Here is a 21,440-nt window from a genome sequence, read left to right on the forward strand (position 1 = left end):
CGCCGGTGACTGTACTACAGTACTAATACAGTAGTCATTGTCCGCGAGCACCGCCATGCAAATTCGAATTTCCCTTCACGATGGCATCCCGATCTATCTGCAGATCGTGAACCAGGTGAAATATCTGGTTGCTGCCCAGCGTCTCGCCCCGGGCGAAGCGCTTCCTTCGGTCCGCAAATTGGCCGAGCAATTAGTGGTGAATCCCAACACCGTCGCCCGCGCTTATCGCGAGCTGGAAGCAGCCGGTGTGATCGTCACGCGGCGGGGTGCGGGCGTTTATGTTTCCGAGGGTGGTTCTCCGCTGGCGCGCGGAGAGCAGACCAAGATTCTTGCCGAGCGAATCGATGTCTTGCTGGCCGAAGCGCGACAGATGAACGTCGATTTGGAGACGCTCATCGAACTGATCCACAAACGCAGTCGTCGGTTGCCCGCTACCTCAACAACAGGAGAATCGTCGTGAGCGAAACGGTGATTGAAATCCGCGGTTTGACGCGGCAGTTCGGCAAGAAGGCGGCTCTGCACGATGTTTCGTTGTGCGTGCCGCGCGGTTGCGTGTTTGGTCTTGTCGGCGAAAACGGAGCCGGCAAAACCACGCTCATCAAGCACGTGCTTGGTCTGCTCCGTGCGCAAGTTGGGAGCGTCCGCGTGTTCGATCGCGATCCGGTCGAAGACCCCGTCGGTGTGCTCGGTCGGATTGGCTGCCTTTCGGAAGATCTCGACCTGCCCGACTGGATGCGCGTCGATGAGTTACTGAATTACATGCGGGCCTTTTATCCCACTTGGGACGTGCGCGTGGCTGATGAACTCTGTCGTCGCTTCGAACTCGACCTGCGGCAGCGTGTCGGTACGTTGTCGCGCGGCCAGCGGGCTCGCGCGGGGCTCGTCACGGCACTCGCGCATCGGCCCGATCTGCTCGTGCTCGATGAACCTTCGTCGGGGCTCGATCCGGTCGTGCGGCGAGATATTCTCGGCGAGATCGTCCGCACGGTTGCCGACGAAGGACGGACTGTACTCTTTTCTTCACACTTGCTCGACGAAGTCGAACGGGTGGCCGACCACGTGGCGCTGGTGCATGCCGGCCGGATTGTAATGAGCAATTCGCTCGAACAGATCAAAGGTTCGCACCGCCGCTTCACGGTGCGATTCAATCAGCCCCAATATTCGCCTCCGCAGTTACCGGGCGCGCTGGCTTGCACTGGTGAAGGGCAAGAGTGGAGCTTTCTGGCCAATGGCGGCAGTGAAGAGTTGCGGCGGACGGTCGCCGATCATGGTGGCACCATCGTGGAAGAGTCTTCTCCGTCGCTGGAAGAAATCTTTGTGTCGCACGTGCGCTAAAGGAGCCCGTCATGCACTCGATCGAAGCTGCGCTCACGCTCGATTATTTCCGACGTGGTACCAACATCATAGTGGTCACGCTGCTGGCCATGATTGGGTTTCCGCTCTGGATCTATGCCAACCTTGGGTTCGGTCAGTTACTGGGCCCCGAGACGCGCGAAGGAGTGATGTTGCACGTCACACTCACGCTCTTGATGGGCTTTGGCGCTGCGGTCGTCGTGTTCCAGTCACAGGGCAACATCTCGCGCTTCTTTGCACGACCAATCTCTGCGGCAAGGCTGGCTACCATTCAATTGACCCTGGGAATGATCACCATCGTTACTATGTACGTGGTTTCCGCAGCCATCTTGAATTTGCGCGGCGCGGGTTGGCCACTTTTCGGCCCGGCGCTGTTTCTCTCAGCGACGCTCGCTTGTGCACTGGCTACCGTCTGGTCGTGCGAAGGATCGGTCGTGGCACAATTGACCGGTTGCGTGGCCACCTGTCTGCCGCTGACGCTTTGGTTCACCCGTTGCTACGGGGGCAAATGGATGGGCGACTATCGGCACATGTGGTACTCGCCCACGGCGCTCGAAGTGTTGACTCTGGGTGGCATCACCGCCGCTGCGTACGTGGTTGCCATTCTGGGAGTCAATCGCGTGCGGCGCGGTGACATGTTGCAGTTTGCCGCCCTGCATGCCTGGTGGGAGAAGTTCCGGGCAACCTCTTACACCGCCCAATCGTTTAGCAGCCCGCTACGTGCACAAATCTGGTTCGAGTCACGCCGCTCCTTCAGCATTCTGCCGCCCTGCCTCGTCGCACTCTTCCTCCTCTACATGCTGATTCTCCGCGCCGGTGGCTGGATCGAGACAGCCAAGATGCTCGAAGTGATGTACATCCTGCCCCTCACCGTTCTGACCGGCGTGCTCCCGCTAGTTTTTGGCATCGTGCTGGGGAACTGCAGCCACGGCAAGATTTGGTCGACGATGAATCATGGGATCGCGACTCGCCCGGTTACCGATCGTCTGTTAGCCACCGCCATGTTGGGCAACGCGGCACTCACTCTGCTGCAAACCTGGGGAGTCTGGTTGCTGGGCCTGACGGCAAGTGCCGGCTGGGCGTATGCAGTCAGTTCTCGCGATGACCTAGTGCGCACCTTTTTTCCCGCAACGAGAGATCTATCGCATTGGCTCGTGCCTGTCGTGGGCCTGCCGTTGATCTCCTGGACAATCACCGGCCTGATGATGTCGCTGACGGCAACCGGGCGGCAATGGCTTTGGTCGCTGGCCCTCTTCAGCGGCTTCAGTCTGCTGATTGCCTTTGTGCTGGTGAAGGATTACGTCTCACCCGAGCTATTCCGCGATTTGGTCTCTGGCTGGTTTTTGCTCAGCGGATTGCTGGCCCTGGTGGGAACAGCCTGGGCGTATATCGCAGCGCTGCGCAAAGGTCTGGTGGCCACCAACACGACGATTGCTGCCGTCGCAGTTTGGTTCGTCTTGTCGCTGCTACTCGTCAGTCTCGATCGGCCACGCGACATCAGCCACATTCCCTGGCTGGTGCAATGTTGGGGGCTGGTCACGCTCAGCATGTTGCCATTCGCAGCGTTGCCCTTGGCCGTGCGTTGGAATCGGCATCGCTAGAGCCAGAGCCTTTCGGCTCATCGTCAGTTGACCGCTCATTTCGCGCAGCAGATACTCTCAGCGGGCCTGGTCATTTCCTCTCTCCGCTACCAAGGTGCGCTCTTGAGTTACTACCAACCGTCTTTCCCGGCGTTATCCACTTTCTGCGCAATGCTGTTGGCGATGGTCGTAGGTCCCCTGGCCAGTTCAGCTTGGGCACAAACAGCCAAGACTGCTCCGCCCAATGTGGTGTTGATCATTACCGACGATCAGGGCTACGGCGATCTGGGTGTGCATGGGAACACCATGATTCGCACCCCGCACCTGGATCAACTGGCGAAGCAAAGCGCCAGGCTGACGAACTTTCATGTGGATCCTACGTGCGCCGAAACGCGCTCGGCACTGATGACGGGCAAGTATAGCTGCCGCGTCGGTGTCTGGCACACGATCATGGGGCGTTCGATCTTGCGGCCCGACGAAAAGATCATGCCGCAGTACTTTGCCGAAGCGGGCTATCGCACTGGTCATTTCGGCAAATGGCACCTGGGTGACAACTGGCCCTATCGCTCGCACGATCGAGGCTTTCACGAGACGCTCTCCAGCGGAGGTGGCGGCGTTGGCCAATCTCCCGATGCCTGGGGCAACGACTACTTTGATGACACGTTCTCGCGCAACGGCACTCCCGAAAAGCAGACCGGCTATTGCACCGATGTGTGGTTTCGTAATGCCACGAACTTCATCGAGAAGAATCGAGAGAAGCCGTTCTTCTGTTACATCGCCACCAACGCGCCGCACGGTCCGTACAACGTCGACCCGAAGTACGCGCGGCCGTATGTCGAGCGGGGTGTTCCGCAGCCCATGGCTAACTTTTACGGCATGATCGAGAACATCGACGAGAACATTGGCCAGTTGCTGAACAAGCTCGACGACTGGAAATTGAGCGAGAACACGATTGTCATTTTCATGACCGACAACGGCACGGCTGCCGGCGTTGGCGGTGGCATGGGTGGCGGCAAGAACGCGAAGAAGAAGGGAGCCCAAGAAGAAGGCACATGGAAAGGTTTCGCCGCCGGTATGCGAGCGCAGAAGGGTTCGCAGTACGACGGCGGGCATCGAGTTCCGTGTTTCATTCGCGCGCCGTTCCGAAAGGACATCACTCCCGGCCAGCAGGTGAGCGAACTGGCGTCCCACTTCGACCTGCTCCCCACGCTGGCCGAATTGTGTGGCCTGCCCGTTAAGGGCCCTGAAATCCAGTCGCTTGATGGCCGCTCACTGGTAAGTTTGCTTTCGTCGGAAGATTCGAAATCGCGCGAACCGCGCGCGATCGTTGTGCATTCGCAGCGAGTCGAGTTGCCCGAGATGTGGCGCAAGTGCGCGGTGATGACCCAGCAGCATCGCCTGGTCGATGGCAAGGAACTGTACGATATCGTCGCCGATCCGGCCCAGAGGCAAGACATCGCCGCTGAGAATGGTCCGCTCGTTGAAAAGCTGCGCGGCGAATACGAGCGCTGGTGGAAGCACGTCTCGCCCCGCTTTGGCGAGTTCAGCGATATTCCGCTCGGTGCCGAACAAGCACCTTCGCAAGAGCTATGCTGCCACGATTGGCACCCGGGCAGCCCGGCAACTCCCTGGAATCAAAGTGGTCAGGGCGGCGTCGCCGGCAATCCGCCCGTCAACGGCTTATGGGCGGTGCGCGTCGCTCGCGCGGGGAGGTATCGGTTCACGCTGCGCCTGCGGCCGGAAGGTACCGACTACGAGATTCCCGCCGGTGAAGCCAAGGTGAAGATCGGCGACGTAGAAGGTACCGCGAAGGTTCCCGCCGGCAGTAAGAGTGCGACGATTGAGCTCGACCTGAAGCCGACCGAGCACGTCATGTTGCAAACCTGGCTGACGCAAACCGATGGCCAAAGCCGCGGTGCCTATTACACGACCGTCCGTCGTTTGGAATAGAATGAGTGGTTCGCCCTTCAACGAACTGTCTGGAATAGCCACTCACTCTCTCGATCTCCATGAACCGATATCTATTTGCCATCCTCACTGCGGCCTCGTTTACTTCGCTCACCCAGGCCGCTGATCCAAATTGGATCTGGTCGACGAAAGATGCCGCCACCAGCGCCCCAGCCGGCAACGTCTATTTTCGTCGTGCCTTTGATGTCGAGGCGCCACAAGGTGGAACTGTCGAGATCACTGCCGACAATCGTTACGAACTGTTCTTGAACGGCCGCAACGTCGGCTCGGGCGAGGTTTGGCAAACGCGTACGCGGTACGACATCGGCGCGCTGCTGGTGCCGGGACGCAACGTGCTGGCCGTGATGGCCACCAACGACGGCGCCGATCCAGCGGGACTCGTGGTGAGTGCCGCGATTCAGCAAAAGGACAAGAAGCCGACAATAGAAATTGTCAGCGACGCCGACTGGAAGTTCACGAACAGGCCACTGGGGAATTGGGCTCGCCTGGAGTTTGACGATCGCAGTTGGACAAACGCGTTCGTATTAGGAGCCTATGGCAAAATTGCTCCCTGGGGGGCCGCAGGCGAAGTGAAGGCTCCGCAAGCAGCAGTCGTGTCGAGCAAGCCACGCGTGATCGAAAAAGGCTTCTTTGATTTTCGCGATGGCGACCGGGTGGTCTTTCTCGGCAGCGCGTTCATCGAACGGATGCAGCAGCACAATTATCTGGAAGCGATGATCTCTGCCGGGTTGCCCGATCGGAATATCACGTTCCGCAACCTGGGCTGGAGCGGCGATACCGTTTGGGGCGATGCCCGCGGCGTGTTTGGAGGCCGTGCGGAAGGTTTTAAGCGACTGCTGAGTGACGTGAACCTGTGCCAGCCCAGCGTGATTGTGGTTTGCTACGGCGAAAACGAAGCTTACGCGGGGCCCGAGGGAGTCGAGGAGTTTCGCGATGGCCTGAACAAACTGCTCGATACGCTGGAAGCAACCGGCGCGCGATTGCTAGTCCTCAGTCCGCGCAAGCACGAATCGCTCGGTTATCCGTACCCTGATCAAACAGCTTACAACCAGAGCCTGGCTCTCTATCGCGATGTGCTGGCCGCCGCGGCCAAGGCCCGCGAGCATGCCTTTGTTGATCTCTATGACTTGATTCCTGCGAAGAGCGTGAGCGATGCCAAGCTCATCAGCGACAATGGCATTCATCTCTCGGCCGCTGGCGAGTTCCTGCTTGCCCAAGCACTGCTGCCGCAACTTGGGGTCCCTAGCGCCGACTGGAGTGTCTCGCTCGACGTAAAGCAGAATTCGCTCGATGCCGTCGGCGTGCAGGTCTCGGATGTTAAGGTTGGTGACAAGGGCGTTTCTTATTCGGCGATTTGGCGCGGCGTCGATCTGGCCCCCACCGCCATGCTCAGCAGCCGCTGGCTGCAATTCAAAGGATTGCCCGGCAAAGACTATCACCTGTTTGTCGATGGCGAACCTCAGAGCTCGCCCAGCGCTTGGGAGCAACCCTTTCGCGCGACCTTTGCCTTTGAGCGGAGCGCAAAACTGCAACAAGCGATCAAGGAGAAGAACACACTCTTTTTCAATCGCTATCGTCCCCAAAACGAAACTTACTTGTTCCTGTTCCGTAAGCATGAGCAGGGGAACAACGCGGTCGAGATTCCGCAATTCGATCCGCTGATTGCCGAGAAGGAAAAAGAGATCGCCGAACTGCGCAAGCCGGTCGCGCATCGCCTGGAATTGAAGACCGCGCCCTAACGACGAATCCCTTTCTTCCCCAGTATTGATTCCAGCTAACTACCATTTTCTTAGACAATATCCATGACACGCACTCTCTCGTTGGCCTTCGCAATTGGCCTCCTGGCGACCAGCAACATCGCCTTCGCGCAGCGCGACCTGAAGAACATCCCCGCGCCCAATCCGGAAGAAGAGCGCCAAACCTTCGTCGTTCCCGATGGGTTCGAAGTGAACTTGTACGCGGCCGATCCGCTGCTGGCGAAGCCAATTCAGATGAACTTCGACGCTCAAGGACGTCTCTGGATCGCGTCGAGCGAAGTCTATCCGCAGATCAAACCGGGGCAGGCAGCGACCGACAAGATTCTCGTCATCGAAGACACGAACGGCGATGGCACGGCCGACAAGACGCAAGTCTTTGCCGACGGCCTGCTGATTCCCACGGGTGTTATCCCGGACGACAAGGGCGGCTGCTATGTCGCCAACAGCACCGAGCTATTGCACTTCCCCGGTGGCAAGCAAAATGAAGGGAAAGTGGTCCTGTCGGGCTTTGGCACCGAAGACACGCATCATCTGCTGCACACGCTCCGCTGGGGCCCCGATGGTTGCCTGTACATGAACCAGTCCATCTACATTCACTCGCACATCGAAACGCCCTACGGCGTGAAGCGCTTGAACGGCGGCGGCATCTGGCGGTTTCGTCCCGAGACACTGGAGCTAGAAGTGCTCGCGTATGGCTTCGTGAATACCTGGGGCCATCATCACGATCGCTTTGGCCAGTCGTTTGCCACCGATGGTGCTTATGGCGATGGCATCAACTACGTGTTCCCGGGTTCCGTGTTCGTCTCGGCTCCCAACGCCAAGCGACTGATGACGGGGCTCAATCCTGGCAGTCCCAAGCATTGCGGGCTGGAGATCATCGGCGGACGTCATCTGCCGCCGGAATGGGACGGCACCATGATAACCAACGACTTTCGCGCGCATCGCGTTTGCCGTTTTACGGTCACCGAAGACGGCAGCGGGTATGCCTCGAAGCAAGAGACCGAACTGATCAAGACGCCGCATGTCGCGTTTCGTCCGATCGACGTAAAGATGGGCCCCGATGGAGCCATTTACATTGCCGACTGGTACAACCCAATCATTCAGCACGGCGAAGTCGATTTTCGTGACGAGCGCCGCGATCACACCCACGGCCGTATCTGGCGCGTGACGGCCAAAAACCGTCCACTGCTCAAGACGCAGATCTCGGCAGCAGCTTCGCCCGCAACTTTGCTGGAGTCGCTTAAGTCGCCCGAAGAATGGGTTCGCCAGCATGCCAAAAACATGTTGAAGAACATTCACTGGCAAACAGAGAACAAGGACCAATCGAGTGTGAAGCAGGCGCTCGAGACTTTGGTCTCGAACATTCCCGCCAACGAAGCGAGCGGCGATCAACTTCGGCTGGAAGCATTGTGGCTGTACGAAGCGATCGATCAGGCGGAACCAAAACTGCTCGCTCAGTTGTTGAATTCGAACGATCCTCGCGTGCGTGCGGCTGCTGTGCGAACTGCGGTGCATTGGCGTCAGAAGATTCCCGTTGCCGATTTGTTGCAATATGCCTCGCGCGCCGCCAACGACGAGCATCCGCGCGTGCGACTGGAAGCCGTTCGCGCGCTCGCCGAAGTTCCTGAATCGAAAGCTGCCGAAGCGGCTCTCGTGGTTCTCAATCGCCCGATGGATCGCTTTCTCGATTTCGCACTGTGGACCACGATGCGCGATCTGAGCGAGCATTGGCTCCCGGCACTGCAGGAAGGCAAGTTCAATGTCAGCGATGTGAATCAACTCACGTTCGCCTTGAAGGCGGTCGATTCGCCCGAAGTGGTTGCGCCGCTCCTCAAGCTGATTCAGCAGGACAAGATTCCCGCCGACCGCGTCGAAGGGGTGCTGGCGATTGTTGCCAGCCTGGGTGGTCCGAAAGAACTGGGCGCCGTCTTCGAAATGGTGCTGGCAAAAGATTCGAGTCTGGCGGCACCCAAGCAGGCCGCTCTGCTCGATGCACTGCGAGAAACCAGCCGCTTGCGCAAGGTTCAGCCGACTGGTGATCTATCGCAAGTGAGCAAACTGTTCCATGCGACCAATGAGCAGGTACGCTCTGCGGCCATTCGCGCCGCAGGTCAATGGAAGTTGCCCACTGCAGCTACTGAGTTAGCCGCACTTGCCAGCAAAGACGATCAACCAGCCGCCGTTCGTCAGGCAGCCATTGAAGCGGTCGGGCTCACTGGTGGACCGAATGCTCAGCAGCTTCTCGCCCAACTAGCCGCGAAAGGCCGCCCGCTGGCCGATCGGCAGCAAGCGCTCGCCACCTTAGCCACGCTCGATGTGAAAGCCACGGCGAAGGGCACGGTCGACTTGCTCGCCGAAGCTCCCCAAGGGGTCGATCCAGCAGCAATGATCCAGCCTTTACTGGCCCGCAAAGAAGGAACCGCCGCGCTCACCGCGGCACTGGCGGGCAGCAAACTCTCGACCGATGTTGCCAAGCTGGTCATTCGCGCGGCCCGTAGTGCGCCACAACCCTCGGAGGAGCTCATCGCCAGTGCTCAGAAGGCTGGTGGCCTCGAATCGGCCGGTTGGAAGCTGACTCCCGAATTCAGTACCGAGATGGTCACACTGGCGCGCGAACAAGGGAACCCCGAGAAGGGTGAAGCCATCTATCGCTCCACGCAACTCGCCTGTCTAAAGTGCCACGCCATCGGCGGCGCGGGTGGTGTGGTTGGTCCCGATCTCGTCAGCATCGGCGCGAGTGCCCAGCCCGACTACTTGTTGGAGTCCGTCATCACGCCGGCCAGCAAGGTAAAGGAAGGCTATCACGCGAAGCTGGTGCTGGAAGCGAGTGGGCAGGTTTACACTGGCCTCGTCGTGCGCGACGCGCCCGAGCAACTGATTCTGCGCACCGCCGAAGACAAACTCATCACGCTGGCCAAGAGCGATATTGAAGGAATCAAGGACAGCCGCTCGCTGATGCCCGATGGGGCTGTCGATGCCCTCACCAAGACGGAACTGGCCGACTTGCTGCGGTTCCTTACCGAACTGGGTAAGGTGGGCGGCAAATACACGATGGGGCAACAACGGCCCGTTCGTCGCTGGCAAGTGTTGCAATATTCGGACGAAGCCAACGGGCGATTGAATCGCACCAGCTTCGATGCCGCTGCCTCGGACGATGCGATCTTCAACTGGCAAAGTGCCTACAGTCGTGTCGCGGGCGAGTTGCCCCTGGAGGGCTTGCCGACGTTCACGCCTCACAAGCAACTGCCGCCGACTACCTTCCTGCGGGCTCAGCTGGAAGTGAGCACGCCCGGCAAGGTGTCGCTGGGCATTGATGATCCCGCTGGCGTGCAACTGTGGATCGATGGCAAGCCGCAAGCGATCCAGGGGGAACAGGTCACGTTCGACCTGCCGACCGGCACTCACAGCGTGACGCTCGCCGTCGATCGCAGGGTGCGCACGAACTCGCTCAAGTTGCAAATTCTGGACGTAGCGGGTTCTGCTGCTAAGGTACAATTGGTCGGAGGGAAGTAAGAGCCGAGACCAGAGAGCAGCGGCCACGGATCGGAGAAGCAGCATGTCGCAATTCGAGCAATCACGACCCATCATTCCCGCTGCTGCCCAGCTGGGTGAACGTGATGCGCGAGTCGCGCGCGGCAGCGAATCGTCGTTCGATCCGACCAACCGCCCGTCGACATCGGGCTGGGCCATTTCTTCCAGCGAGCTGATCGGCCTGTGTCAGCGCGTAGGGAATTCACTTAAGGCGGGCGTCGATGTCCGTCGCCTCTGGCAGCAGGAAGCGACGCGCGGCAAAGAGTCGCACCGTCGCCACATGGAGCAGATTTTCCGCCACATTTCCGCCGGCGGAACCATGGCCGACGCCTTCCGCGAAACGAATGGCTACCTTCCGCCCCTCGTCTGCCAGATGGCCGAGATTGGCGAGAAGACCGGCCGGCTCGACGAAGTGCTGCTCAAGCTGGCGCATTACTACGAGCAGCAAGCGGCGATGCGGCGCACGTTTTACTTCGGCATCGCCTGGCCGATGCTGCAGCTTGTGGCAGCCGTGTTTGTCGTGGCTCTTGTCATTTGGATCAACGGCTTCGTCAACACGTTGGCCGAAGGAGTCACCCTCGATATCCTCGGGCTCGGACTCGTTGGCACTTCGGGCGCGCTGATCTTTTTGGCCTCCATCGCCACCGTCGTCGGCGGCATCGTGCTGGCCATCAACGGATTGATGCGAGGCTGGTTCGGTCCCGCACCGGTGCAGATCGCCATGCGATTACCGGTCATCGGTCCGTGCCTCGAAGCCTTCGCGCTCTCTCGGCTCACCTGGTCGTTTGCCCTCGGGCTTGAAAGCGGCATGGACGCGCGACGAGTCGTGGAACTGGCCATCGCTGCCACCCAGAACACGCACTACGAACAGCACTCGGCAACGGTCGCGGCCGCTGTTGGTCGGGGCGAGACCTTCTACGAAGCCTTCTCGCAGACCCATGCCTTTCCGAATGACTTTTTGTTCGCGCTCGAAACGGCCGAGATCGCCGGCACCACGAACGAATCGCTCTTGCGACTGACCAAACAGTACGAGGACAAGGCCCACGGGGCGATGAGAATGCTGACGATGGCGGCCACCGCCCTCACCTTCGTCTTTGTGGCCTTCATCATGATTCTGGCCATCGCGCGCCTCGCCATGTTCTACCTCGGCACGTTGTATTCGGTCATCAACGAACCGATCTGAAGTGAACTCTTCGGCTGCAGATGTGTCTGGTTCAAATAGCCGCTGCCCGGCCCCTACTACGATTCTTTCCGACCGGCCACAATAGCCAGTTCGATCACTCCCCAATCCGCATTCCGAACTCCGCACTCCCATGTTATTCGCCGACCTCACCTGGCGTGGTCTCGTAAATCAAACCACGGCCGACGAACATCTTCCGAATTGGCTGAATTCGGGATCGCGAACCGTCTATTGCGGTTTCGATCCTACGAGCGACAGTCTGCACGTGGGCAGCTTGCTGCCGGTGATGTTGCTGCGACGGTTTCAAAAAGCGGGGCACCGGCCGATTGCTCTCGTCGGGGGTGCGACCGGTATGGTGGGCGATCCGACCGGCAAGACCGACGAGCGAAAACTGCTCGATGCTGATACGCTGCGTGCGAACGTCGCGGGCATTCGTTCCCAGCTGGAACGCTTTATCGACTTCGGCGATGGCAAGTCGACGGGCGGGGCCATGCTGGTCAACAATTTCGACTGGATGGGAGGCATTTCGTACCTCGAATTTCTGCGCGACGTGGGGAAGCACTTTCCGGTGAACGTCATGCTCGGCAAGGATTCCGTGAAGGGACGGCTCGAGCGCGATAGCGGCATCAGCTACACCGAGTTCAGCTACATGCTGCTGCAGGCCTACGACTTTGTCGTGCTCAAGCGGAAGCATGGCTGCGAGTTGCAGATCGGCGGCAGCGATCAGTGGGGCAACATCACCGCGGGCATCGACCTCGCCCGCCGCATGGATGGCTCGCAACTGTACGGCATGACCTGCCCGCTGCTGCTGAAGAGCGACGGCACCAAGATGGGCAAGACCGAAAAGGGAGCCGTGTACCTTTCGGCTGCGAAGACGAGCCCGTACGCGTTCTACCAGTACTGGATCAACCTCGCCGACGCCGATGCCGGCATGGCCCTTCGTTTTCTTACCGAACTGGCTCACGAAGAGATCGAAGCCCTCGATGCTCAGCGGGCCAGCGAGCCGCACAAGCGCGACAGCCAAAAGCGGTTGGCGGAAGAGTTAACGAAACTCGTGCATGGCGAGGCCGGTCTCGACAAGGCACGCAAGGCGACGGAGATCTTTTTTGGAGCGGAGATTGAGAACCTCTCCGATGGTGAACTGACGGAGATCTTTGCCGATGTGCCGAATAAGCAGCTTGCCCCGTCGATGCTTGGCGGCGAAGGCTTGCCGCTGATCGACGCACTCGTCGAATCGGGGCTGTGCAAATCGAAGGGCGATGCCCGCCGCGTCGTCGATCAAGGTGGCGCCTACGTCAACAATCGCCAACAAAGCGGTGTCAACACGCGCCTCACCACCACACAACTGGCCAGCGAAACCGTAATGGTCCTGCGCAGCGGCAAAAAGAACTACGCGTTGCTGCGGTTTGTGTAGCATTCTCTGTGGCCAGGCTTTAGCGGCAATCTGGAAACGAATCATGGGCACGCTGATTGCCATCTATGTTCGCGCGCGACCAGCGATTGAACGCGAAATCAAAACGCGATTCCCGAGCGCGTTTACCGAGCCGGGCTCGTTCTTCTTTGCCACCGAATTGAATATCAACGACGGCAACTATCCTATCGACAGGCTAGAGCAGCACTCGAAACAGTTGCAAACCGAGGTGCTGTGGCTCGTCTTTCAAAGCGCCGTTGATACCTTTGAATATGCTCACTGGATCGCGGGAGGATGCCTGCGCAAGCTGGTGTACGGACGCACTGCCGAGCGCACCTGGCAAATCGTAGAAGGGCGCGCAGAGGCCTGGGAAGCGAATTGCTTCTTCGATGAACGGACCCGTTCCGATTTGGTCAGCCTCGCTGACACGGTGAACGAGCGTGAGAAGGTCAACCGTATTTTTCGCGATCGCCTAATCGAGCCCGGGCAAACGCTGCCTTTCGTTAATGCCCGCGAGACTGCTCGGGCCGTTGCCGAATATTTTGTGCTGCCGGGCTGGGATTGAATAATAGCGAAAGCACTACGGCTTGAGCATCTTTTCGAGCGCCGTGCGCTGCTCGTCGGTCAGGGGCTTCACGTCGATTTTGACGTTGGGCAGGTCTTGGCGCAGCCCCTCAATATCGGCGTCCGAGATATCGACGCGTTCGAGCGTGAGCAGCTTCAAGTGGGGCAGCGCTTTCAGTTGGGCAAGTGCCGCGCGCGAGAGTTTCGCTTCGTCGAGCCAGAGATTTTCGAGCGTTGTCAGCCTGGCGAGCACACCGAGTGTTTCGTCGGTCAAGCTGGGCGGATTGGGTTTGCCGTCGTACTTGCGCAGCCGTTGTCCGAGCCGCAGGTCTTTGAGATTGGTCAGTTTCAGCAGCTGCTCGTTGCCCGCTTCGGTTTGAAACGTGTGCCAGGTGCGGAACGACTTTAGTCGGGTCAGTTTGCCGACGGCGGCCATCCCTTGATCGTTGAACGGCGAGCCGGCGATCGTCAGGCGTTCGAGCTTGGGCAACTCGGCGAAATGTGCGACGCCGGTGCCGATAAATTCCTTGCTGCCCCACGAGGGATGAAAAAAACTGAGCGACTTCAGACTCTTCATTTCGCTAATCGCCTTCAGCCCGTCGTCGGTGGGCTGCATCCCATCGGTGCTAAGCTCTTCCAGTTTGGTGAGCTTTGTCAGTAGCGGCAGCGTGTCGTTGTTCAGGCCCTTGCAACTGCCGTAGAGGGTCAGTTTTTTCATATCTGCCTGGTTGGAGATCAGCTCGAACTCGGCAACGCCCATTTTCGAGCAATCCTTAAAACTCAGCTGGGTGATTTTGTCTCCCTCTTTCGAAACCTGTGCCCCGAGGTCCTTCAGTGGCTGCTCGGCGATGCGCTCGCCGGTGGTGGCCGGCTCCGCTGCAATCAGCGTCGCTGGAAGTAGGCCAACGATCGCCACGAAGAGGAGGCTGCGGTGAAGAAACCAACGAGAAATGTGCATCGAAAGAGTCCCACGAGCTTGCGATTCAACCGGCGGCAGCCGTTCGCAGCCAGTTTCACGTGCGGGCCAGCGGCGAGCAAGTCCCCGACAAAATGCTAGCGGGGCGTGACCTAACTAGTCACGAGTGGTTGATAGGTTGGCGAAGGTGTGTTGTGAGATTGCACAGCGTATTTTCGCGAAGGGGACCGGCCATGCAGGTGTCGTTGCCGCCGTGTTGGCGTGATTTTGAGGCGTATCGACTGGTGAAGGTGTCGCAGTTCAGCACGCGCGTCGCTGCGCGTAAGCTGAAGATTTCGCAAACGCGAATCTGTCAGATCATTGAACGCGTCGCGGCGTATCTGGTGGAAATGTCGCCGGGCGTGAAGGACGTCGTGCGCCGCGAGCAGCAGTTGTACGTCGCCGAGCAGATGGCGGCGGAAAGGCTGAATTTCTTGTGCTCCCAGGCGGAAAACGCGTGGCGCATGTCGCAGGGTCCGATGAAGACCGTTCGCAAGTCGGCCACCTTCGCGGGGGCGAATTCGGTGACAACGATTCGGACGGGCTATGGCGACCCGCGCTACCTGATGGTTGCGTGCCGACTGGCCGAACACGCGGCGATGCTGCCGCAGCCTTCGCTGCTCAGTTCGCTGGCGGCCGCGGCGCTGGCAGCGGAAGGTTTGGATGAGGAGGGAGAGGAAGGGGAGGAAGACGAAAATGCAAATGGTCCGGCGAAGGAGCGGGCAACGAGTCAGGGGTCGGGAGTCTATGGCGAAAAACGATCCTCGAAAATGGAGGGTCGTCGCTCGCCAAAGACTCCCGACCCCGAGCGGGCTGAGCGGCAGAGTAGCCCCCTGAATAGGGACTGTTCAGCGCTGTTCGCGAAAGAGGCTGCCGAGCTGCGAAACGAGAAGTTTCGCGATCCCCTAAGTGCAATGGCAGCCTTCGATTCGGCAACGCGGCCCGTGATGAAGCTTTATGAAGAAGAGGCCGCGCGGCGGACTGTTCACGGCGAGTTGACGGGTGAGGTGGTGGTGTCGGTGGAGCACCGGGAAGAACGTGCGGGGGCGAGCGAGGAATGCAGCCAGCAGGGGTCAGGAGTCGATGGATCGCTAAAGACGGAGGGCCCCGGGGTGCGACGGCCGTTGAATCGGAAGGAAAGGAAGGCGAGACAGGCGATGTTGGAGAAGAAGATGAGGAAGGCGAAGTAGAAAGAAGGGCGGTAACGAGCGGAACTTCGCGCTGTTCGGGCAGGGAGCTGCGCAAGCAGCAGGTAGGGGAAGAGGCAAGGAGCAGGACCGGCTAAAGCCGGAACTTCAACGAGGAAGGAGGCCGGCTCAAGCATCGGCTAGTGCAAAAGCCAATGAACCCCCGCCGCAGGGGCGGGGGCGTGGTGAGTGTCGTGCGCAGAGGCAGTAACTCCGGAACTCCAACGGGGAAGTAGGCCGTCAGGGGTGCGGCTCAAGCATTTAGGTGGGGCACAAGGCAGGGAGCAGGACCGGCTAAAGCCGGAACTCCAACGGGGAAGTAGGCCGGCTCAAGCATCAGCTAGTGCAAAAGCCAATGAACCCCCGCCGCAGGGGCGGGGGCGTCGTGAGTGTCGTGCGCAGAGGCGGTAGCGCCGGAACTCCAGCGGGGGCGTGGTGAGTAGAGGTTGTTAGGTTGGGCAAGCGGGGAAGGAGGTGGTGGAATGGGGAGTTTGTGGAGAGGTTGCGACTTCGAGAAAAACTGGCGGTTGTAGCGGAAGTTCTGATTTTGCGCGTTCTGACGGGCCGATAGGACATTTCGAGCCGAGAATGCGCGGCACGTGGCAGCTGTTGCCACTGGGTCCGTGCAGTCTGAAGGCTGCAAGCAAGTCAAAAAAACTCGACGACACGCGCCTGGCTGTTGCAGCTGGGCCTGTGGTCTGGCGCTAGGAAGATCCTATGAGCCGCGGAGACTCGCCGATGAACTGTCGCTGGGCGTGGATGTTGCCCCTCCTTTCGATTGCCACCGTGATTTTGGGTAACCAAGGCGCGCAGGCCCAAGGACCGATGGGTCCTGGGGGCCCTCCGCCCGGGATGATGATGGGCCCCGGTGGACCGGGCATGATGGGTGGCGCGCCTCCCGGCATGTACGACCCCGACTCCATGGGTGGCCAAGGGATCATGGGCCCGGGAGGACCTCCCGGCGGCATGATGGGTCCCGGTGGAATGGGTCCGGGTGGCATGGGCCCCGGCGGGATGGGAATGGGACCGAGTGGCGACATGATGGGCTGCCCGCCCGATGGCGGTGGCTATGGTGGCGGTGGCCACGGTCACAACGGTTTGCTGGGCGATGTGCTCGGCATTCTCGCGCCCTATGGCGACGGCGGCTGTGCTGCCCCGCGTTGGTTCGACTTCGATGTCGGCATCATCAACCTCAAACGCGAAGGGGCCGGCGTCAACCGACCTTTTACGAGCTTAGGCGTGGCGGGCCCTGTGGTCTTGCAAACAGACGATCTCGACTTCGATGACTCGACCAGCTTTAAGTTCTCGGCCATGATGCAGTGCGGGGCCGGTAGCAACCTGGAATTCACCTATTACGGCCTGTTTGGCTGGGATGCCAGTGCTCGAGCGACGGGACCTGGTACGCTCCGCTCGGTCTACAGCCAGTTTGGCCAAGATCCAGGTGCCAACGGTTTCCTGGAGACCGACCTTAGCAACGTCCAACGCCTCGACTACACGTCGACCTTCGACAACTTTGAAGTCAACTTCCGCCAACGCTGGCAGTCGCCTCACTGCCGTTACCAAGGGTCGTGGCTGTACGGTCTGCGTTACTTCAAGCTGGACGAAGACTTTGACTATCGCACCCTTGCGGTGGCGAACTCGTCTCGCACGAACGTCAACACCAACAACTCGCTGACCGGTTTGCAGGTGGGTGGCGATGTTTGGATCTGCTTGATTCCAGGCTTGAAGCTCGGTGGTGAAGGTAAGTTCGGTGTGTTTGGCAATCACCAGAACATCGACACTCGCCTCAACCTCAATGGCAACCCAGTCGCAGCCTTCGAAGAAGAACTGAACGTGGGCGACGTTGCTTTCATCGGCGACCTGGCCGCTTATGCCACCTACCGCATCAACTACAACTGGAACCTGAAGGTTGGTTATCAGGCCCTGTATGTGGAAGGTGTCGCTCTCGCCAGCGACAACTTCAACCCCGTTCCGCCAGACATCTTCCTGGCCAATGGTTCGCAAACTCGCGTGCCGACCGCCCAACGGAACGGCAACGTGTTCTATCACGGTTTCAACGCCAGCCTCGAATACCTGTGGTAAGCGTGTGACGCACGAATCGACTTGCTAAAGACAAGCCCCGCCCAGCGATACTGAGCGGGGCTTGTTTGTTTCTTGCAACGGATTGAGCCGGAGGTGTTTAGCACAAGGATGCACGGACTAACTTACACGGCGGTTACGCTCGCAGACTTTGACGATCTCGTTGCCATTCGGATTGCCGCGATGCGCGAGAGCTTGGAACGTGTGGGGCGTTTCAATCCGGAGCGGGCCCGCGAGCGATTGCGGAACTCGTTCTATCCCGCGCATACCCAACTTATCTTGATCGACGAGAAGCGTAACGGCTTCTATACACTGCGGCCCGCTGAAGGCTGCCTTATACTCGATCACTTGTATGTTCTGCCGCAGGAGCAGTCGCGAGGTATTGGCTCCCAAGTGATGCAGCGGATTCTGGCGACCGCTGATGAGCTACAACTGCCGATTCACTTAAACGCACTGCGCGAGAGTGCCTCGAATCGCTTCTATCAGCGACATGGGTTTGCACAGATGCGAGAAGACGAGTGGGATGTGTACTACATGCGGGCTGCAGACAGGCAGGATACGCCTCCAGCCGACACTCACGCGGCGTAGGCTTTTAGCCTGTGTGAATTGCGGAAAAAGGCTGACAGGCTGGAAGCCTATCCCACTAAGGACAGGAAAGATGCCCGTTAACGGCCTTGCACGGGCATGTCGTCCGAGATGGGCTTGTCGTAGTTGTCGACGGCGATGATCTCTTTGGTGGGATCGAATTCGGCATCGGGGACGATCCAGATTTCGCCGTGCATGTCGTTTTGCTCGGCTCGCACGCTGTGATGGCGCACGAGTTCGAGCACGGCGAGAAACACGCCGATCATGGCACTCTTGTGCATACCCGGGGCGAACATTTCGCTGAAGGCGGCGCGCTGCGAAGCGGTTAGCCTTTCGTGAATCCGCTTCATGTAGACCTGGATCGGGGTCTCGTCGTAGGTGATGGTGGCCTGCTTGTTGGCCTTCTTCTCGCGTAGGATGCGTCCCATCGCACTGACGAGATCCCACAGTTCCACTTCATGAATGGGTTGATCGGCGGGGGCGATTTCGCGCGGGGGCAAGTCGCTGGCGAGCCGCGAGACGTGACGTTGCCAGTCGCGACCTCGTTCTTCGAGCATGCTGGCCGCATCTTTGATCTGCTTGTACTCCAGCAGCTTTTGTACGAGGTTCTCGCGCGGGTCGTCGAAGGTTTCGACCTCTTCGCCACCGTGTGGTAACACGGCTCGTGATTTGATCTCGATCAGCATGCTGGCCATGTCGAGAAAGTCAGCCACGCTGTTGACGTCGAGCTGCTCGAGCACGTCCATGTACTGCAGGTACTGCTCGGTGATGACCGCGATCGGCATTTCGGTCAGGTCGACTTCCTGCTTGCGCACGAGGTACAGCAGCAGGTCGAGCGGCCCGCGAAAGGAATCGAGATCAACGCGAAAATCCATTGCAGCTTTCGGTGCAAGCAACCAACCAATCTCCCACCACGGGCGTATTATCCCACGAATGGCGAAACCGTGCAGCGCCGGTTGTGGCAGGGAATAAGTTCGCCGGCCTGATGGCGAATGGGTCTAATGGCGCGGGGCTAACGGGTATTCTCGCAAAGGAGTGGAACGTGATTCACCTGCTGACGTTTCGATGCTTTGGTTTCGCGCTAGGAATGGTGTTGCTGGCGACATCCGCGTGGCCCGCGCGGGCTCAAGACAGTCTGCTGGGGATGCCGACGCCCCGCGATCCGGGTCAGCCTGGCTCGATCTTGCTGCATGGCGGCGGCGCAGTGACGGATGATGCCTTTGAGCGCTTTGTCGAACTGGCCGGTGGCAAGAACGCGCGCATCGTCTTTGTGCCCTGTGCTGGTTTTCGCCGCGAGTGGTACAGCAGCGATGAGACGTTCGTGGCTGCTGTGGGAAGTCGCTATGGCTCTTGGCCAGCCCTCGCGCGGAACGGCCGCATTCGCAGTTTTCAGTTCCTCTTTACCGATGATCCTGCTGATGCGGACGATGTTGAGTTCACCAGGCCTTTAGAAACCGCGACCGGTGTCTGGTTCAGCGGCGGTCTGCAATCGCGACTCAACTATCGCTTCGTCGGCAACTTCCCCCGGCAGACTCGCTTTCAAAAGCTGCTGCGCGGCGTGCTTGAGCGGGGCGGCGCGGTCGGTGGCACCTCGGCCGGCATGGCTGCCATTCCCGAGGTGATGACCTTTTCGGAGGATCGCTCCTACACTGCCGCGCCGGTAACAGCGGTTCCTGCGCATGGCTTTGGATTGATGACGCGAGCGATTGTCGAGCAACACTTTGATGGCCGCAACGGACGCCTCGAACGCTTCACGGGCCTGCTGCGAGATTCGAAGCAACTGGACGAACTGGCCGGGCGACGTGGTGCGGGCGAGCAGATGATCGGCCTTGGTGTGGAAGAACGGACCGGGCTCGTCGTGCGCGGCAATCAACTGCAAGTGGTCGGCACCGGCGCGGTGCACGTCTTTCTCAAGTCCCGCTTCGGCCGCACGATGACCTGGACCGAAATGACTCCCGGCGAAACAGCCTTCCTCACACGCAACGCCCGCGGCATCACCAGCATTGCCTATGAGGAGATCGCACTGTCGCGGTGAACCGATCACGGTAGCGGTGTTTTCTCCACCAACCAGGGAGTCGACTAGAGGGCTCCGTGCGACGTTGCGCCGCCTCCGTAGGCTGTGCCGATTGTGAGCCTCCCGCTCGACATGCCGCCGGTCCGGCGCCAACGACATTCTCACTACGGGAACCCGTGCTGGCGTCGATGACGATAGCAATGATCGCCCCAACGCGAGCGGTCGTCTCTTACCGGCGGGCAATGGAGTGTGCGCGATGGGATTGTTACGGTCTGTATGGACTGCTGCGCTGTGGCTGGGCCTGGGAGCCGGTGCGGTGTCGCCGGCAATGGAATCGTCGGCGATTGCTCAAGAAATCGAGCCGACGAATCAGGTGTATCTACCGGAAGAAGCGCCTGGCTGCGGTTGCGATCTCGGCCTGGACTGCTGCCTGCCCGATTGGCACGTCTCGGCGAATGCCATCTTCCTCGGCCGTAGCACGCCGGGGGGCGGAGCCATCGTCGCCACCAATCCAGCATTGGTCCCTATCTCTTCCAGCGGCGACTTCGATTTCGGCTGGAACGGCGGGATCGACCTCGCGCTCACGCGCCGGCTGGCGAATGGTGATTCGCTGCAAGTGCGTTTCTTTGGTATCGATTCGATCGCGACAACAGCGCTGGTCTCGCCCAGTAGCTTCATCGGCGCTGGCTTCACTGGTCCCGGCGGCACGGCGATCTCTGGACGCTACGTTACCTCGCTCGATAACACGGAAATCAATTGGCGGCGGGCCTGTTCGGAGCGGCTCACCTGGCTGGCTGGGTTTCGCTGGATTGAGCTAAAGGACGAGATGAACTATCGCATCGGGCCCGTCGCTCGCAGCGAATACGAATACAACAACCACATGTACGGCGGGCAGTTGGGCCTCGATTACCTGGTGATCGATGGCAGCGGTCCTTGGCAAATCAATGCGATCGGCAAAGCGGGCATCTTCGCCAACATTGCCGACGGCGGCATCGCTGAGTTTGGGCCCGGGCCTATTGGTGGCTTCCGCACGACCGAAACGCGCGCCGCCTTCGTGGGCGAACTGGGCGTCACCGCGAGCTATCACGTGACAGAACAGTTTGCCTTTCGCATGGGATACGAGCTGCTCTTTCTCGGCAACCTGGGCCTCGCCAGCGACAACGCCGCCGCCAGCATCAGCAACCCGTCGCTCCTCGCAGCCAATGTCTATACCGGCGACCTCTTCTACCACGGCGTGACTGCGGGCATTGAGTACGTTTGGTGATCTGCAGCCAGG

The 21,440-nt window shown here is 59.7% G+C and carries 16 protein-coding genes; 14 read left to right on the forward strand and 2 right to left on the reverse strand.

The genetic code is table 11. The features are described from left to right. Window positions 1–55: 55 nt before the first annotated feature. The 9 genes from NA78x_RS07985 (at window position 56) to NA78x_RS08025 (ending at window position 13,345) form a co-directional block, all read left to right on the forward strand. Window positions 56–460, forward strand: coding sequence for a GntR family transcriptional regulator (locus NA78x_RS07985; protein WP_425617907.1), 405 nt, complete (start codon window positions 56–58; stop codon window positions 458–460). Further along, window positions 457–1,335 (forward strand): ATP-binding cassette domain-containing protein, encoded by an 879-nt coding sequence (locus NA78x_RS07990; protein WP_425617908.1) that lies wholly within the window; start codon window positions 457–459, stop codon window positions 1,333–1,335. The genes NA78x_RS07985 and NA78x_RS07990 overlap by 4 nt, the downstream gene beginning before the upstream one ends. Window positions 1,336–1,346: 11 nt before the next feature. Continuing rightward, window positions 1,347–2,954 (forward strand): hypothetical protein, encoded by a 1,608-nt coding sequence (locus tag NA78x_RS07995; protein ID WP_425617909.1) that lies wholly within the window; start codon window positions 1,347–1,349, stop codon window positions 2,952–2,954. 162 nt (window positions 2,955–3,116) lie between these two features. Further along, on the forward strand, window positions 3,117–4,883 hold the full coding sequence (locus NA78x_RS08000) for an arylsulfatase (protein ID WP_425617910.1): 1,767 nt from the start codon (window positions 3,117–3,119) through the stop codon (window positions 4,881–4,883). A 59-nt stretch (window positions 4,884–4,942) separates the two neighbouring features. Next, window positions 4,943–6,640: a GDSL-type esterase/lipase family protein gene (locus NA78x_RS08005; RefSeq protein WP_425617911.1), complete on the forward strand. Its 1,698-nt coding sequence runs from the start codon at window positions 4,943–4,945 to the stop codon at window positions 6,638–6,640. Between the two features lie 63 nt (window positions 6,641–6,703). Then, on the forward strand, window positions 6,704–10,171 hold the full coding sequence (locus NA78x_RS08010; RefSeq protein WP_425617912.1) for a PVC-type heme-binding CxxCH protein: 3,468 nt from the start codon (window positions 6,704–6,706) through the stop codon (window positions 10,169–10,171). Window positions 10,172–10,214: 43 nt separating this feature from the next. Continuing rightward, the gene (locus NA78x_RS08015) at window positions 10,215–11,372 is read left to right on the forward strand and encodes a type II secretion system F family protein (protein WP_425617913.1); all 1,158 of its coding nucleotides are present in this window, start codon (window positions 10,215–10,217) and stop codon (window positions 11,370–11,372) included. Between the two features lie 130 nt (window positions 11,373–11,502). Next, window positions 11,503–12,783: a tyrosine--tRNA ligase gene (tyrS, locus tag NA78x_RS08020; protein ID WP_425617914.1), complete on the forward strand. Its 1,281-nt coding sequence runs from the start codon at window positions 11,503–11,505 to the stop codon at window positions 12,781–12,783. 43 nt (window positions 12,784–12,826) lie between these two features. Beyond that, window positions 12,827–13,345, forward strand: a complete 519-nt coding sequence (locus tag NA78x_RS08025) for a hypothetical protein (RefSeq protein ID WP_425617915.1) — start codon at window positions 12,827–12,829, stop codon at window positions 13,343–13,345. Window positions 13,346–13,360: 15 nt separating this feature from the next. On the opposite strand, the gene NA78x_RS08030 is transcribed toward NA78x_RS08025, so the two are convergent. Next, window positions 13,361–14,302 (reverse strand): hypothetical protein, encoded by a 942-nt coding sequence (locus NA78x_RS08030; RefSeq protein WP_425617916.1) that lies wholly within the window; start codon window positions 14,300–14,302, stop codon window positions 13,361–13,363. 191 nt (window positions 14,303–14,493) lie between these two features. On the opposite strand from NA78x_RS08030, the gene NA78x_RS08035 reads away from it, so the two are divergent. The 3 genes from NA78x_RS08035 to NA78x_RS08045 all read left to right on the forward strand — a co-directional run bounded on the left by NA78x_RS08035 (window position 14,494) and on the right by NA78x_RS08045 (window position 18,153). Further along, window positions 14,494–15,489, forward strand: a complete 996-nt coding sequence (locus NA78x_RS08035; protein WP_425617917.1) for a hypothetical protein — start codon at window positions 14,494–14,496, stop codon at window positions 15,487–15,489. Between the two features lie 735 nt (window positions 15,490–16,224). Beyond that, entirely contained in the window at window positions 16,225–17,568 is a 1,344-nt protein-coding gene (locus NA78x_RS08040; RefSeq protein ID WP_425617918.1) for a hypothetical protein, read from the forward strand. Between the two features lie 108 nt (window positions 17,569–17,676). Then, window positions 17,677–18,153, forward strand: coding sequence for a GNAT family N-acetyltransferase (locus NA78x_RS08045; RefSeq protein ID WP_425617919.1), 477 nt, complete (start codon window positions 17,677–17,679; stop codon window positions 18,151–18,153). A 77-nt stretch (window positions 18,154–18,230) separates the two neighbouring features. Here the strand turns inward: NA78x_RS08045 and NA78x_RS08050 are convergent, their stop codons facing one another. Then, a complete protein-coding gene (locus NA78x_RS08050) occupies window positions 18,231–19,025 on the reverse strand; it encodes a segregation and condensation protein A (RefSeq protein ID WP_425617920.1) in 795 nt (264 codons plus the stop codon). Between the two features lie 167 nt (window positions 19,026–19,192). On the opposite strand from NA78x_RS08050, the gene NA78x_RS08055 reads away from it, so the two are divergent. Together NA78x_RS08055 and NA78x_RS08060 are read left to right on the forward strand one after the other, a co-directional pair. Further along, on the forward strand, window positions 19,193–20,185 hold the full coding sequence (locus tag NA78x_RS08055; RefSeq protein WP_425617921.1) for a cyanophycinase: 993 nt from the start codon (window positions 19,193–19,195) through the stop codon (window positions 20,183–20,185). 235 nt (window positions 20,186–20,420) lie between these two features. Further along, entirely contained in the window at window positions 20,421–21,428 is a 1,008-nt protein-coding gene (locus NA78x_RS08060) for a hypothetical protein (protein ID WP_425617922.1), read from the forward strand. The last annotated feature ends 12 nt before the right edge of the window (window positions 21,429–21,440 follow it).

The organism is Anatilimnocola aquadivae, from assembly GCF_049819085.1.
GTDB lineage: Bacteria > Planctomycetota > Planctomycetia > Pirellulales > Pirellulaceae > Anatilimnocola.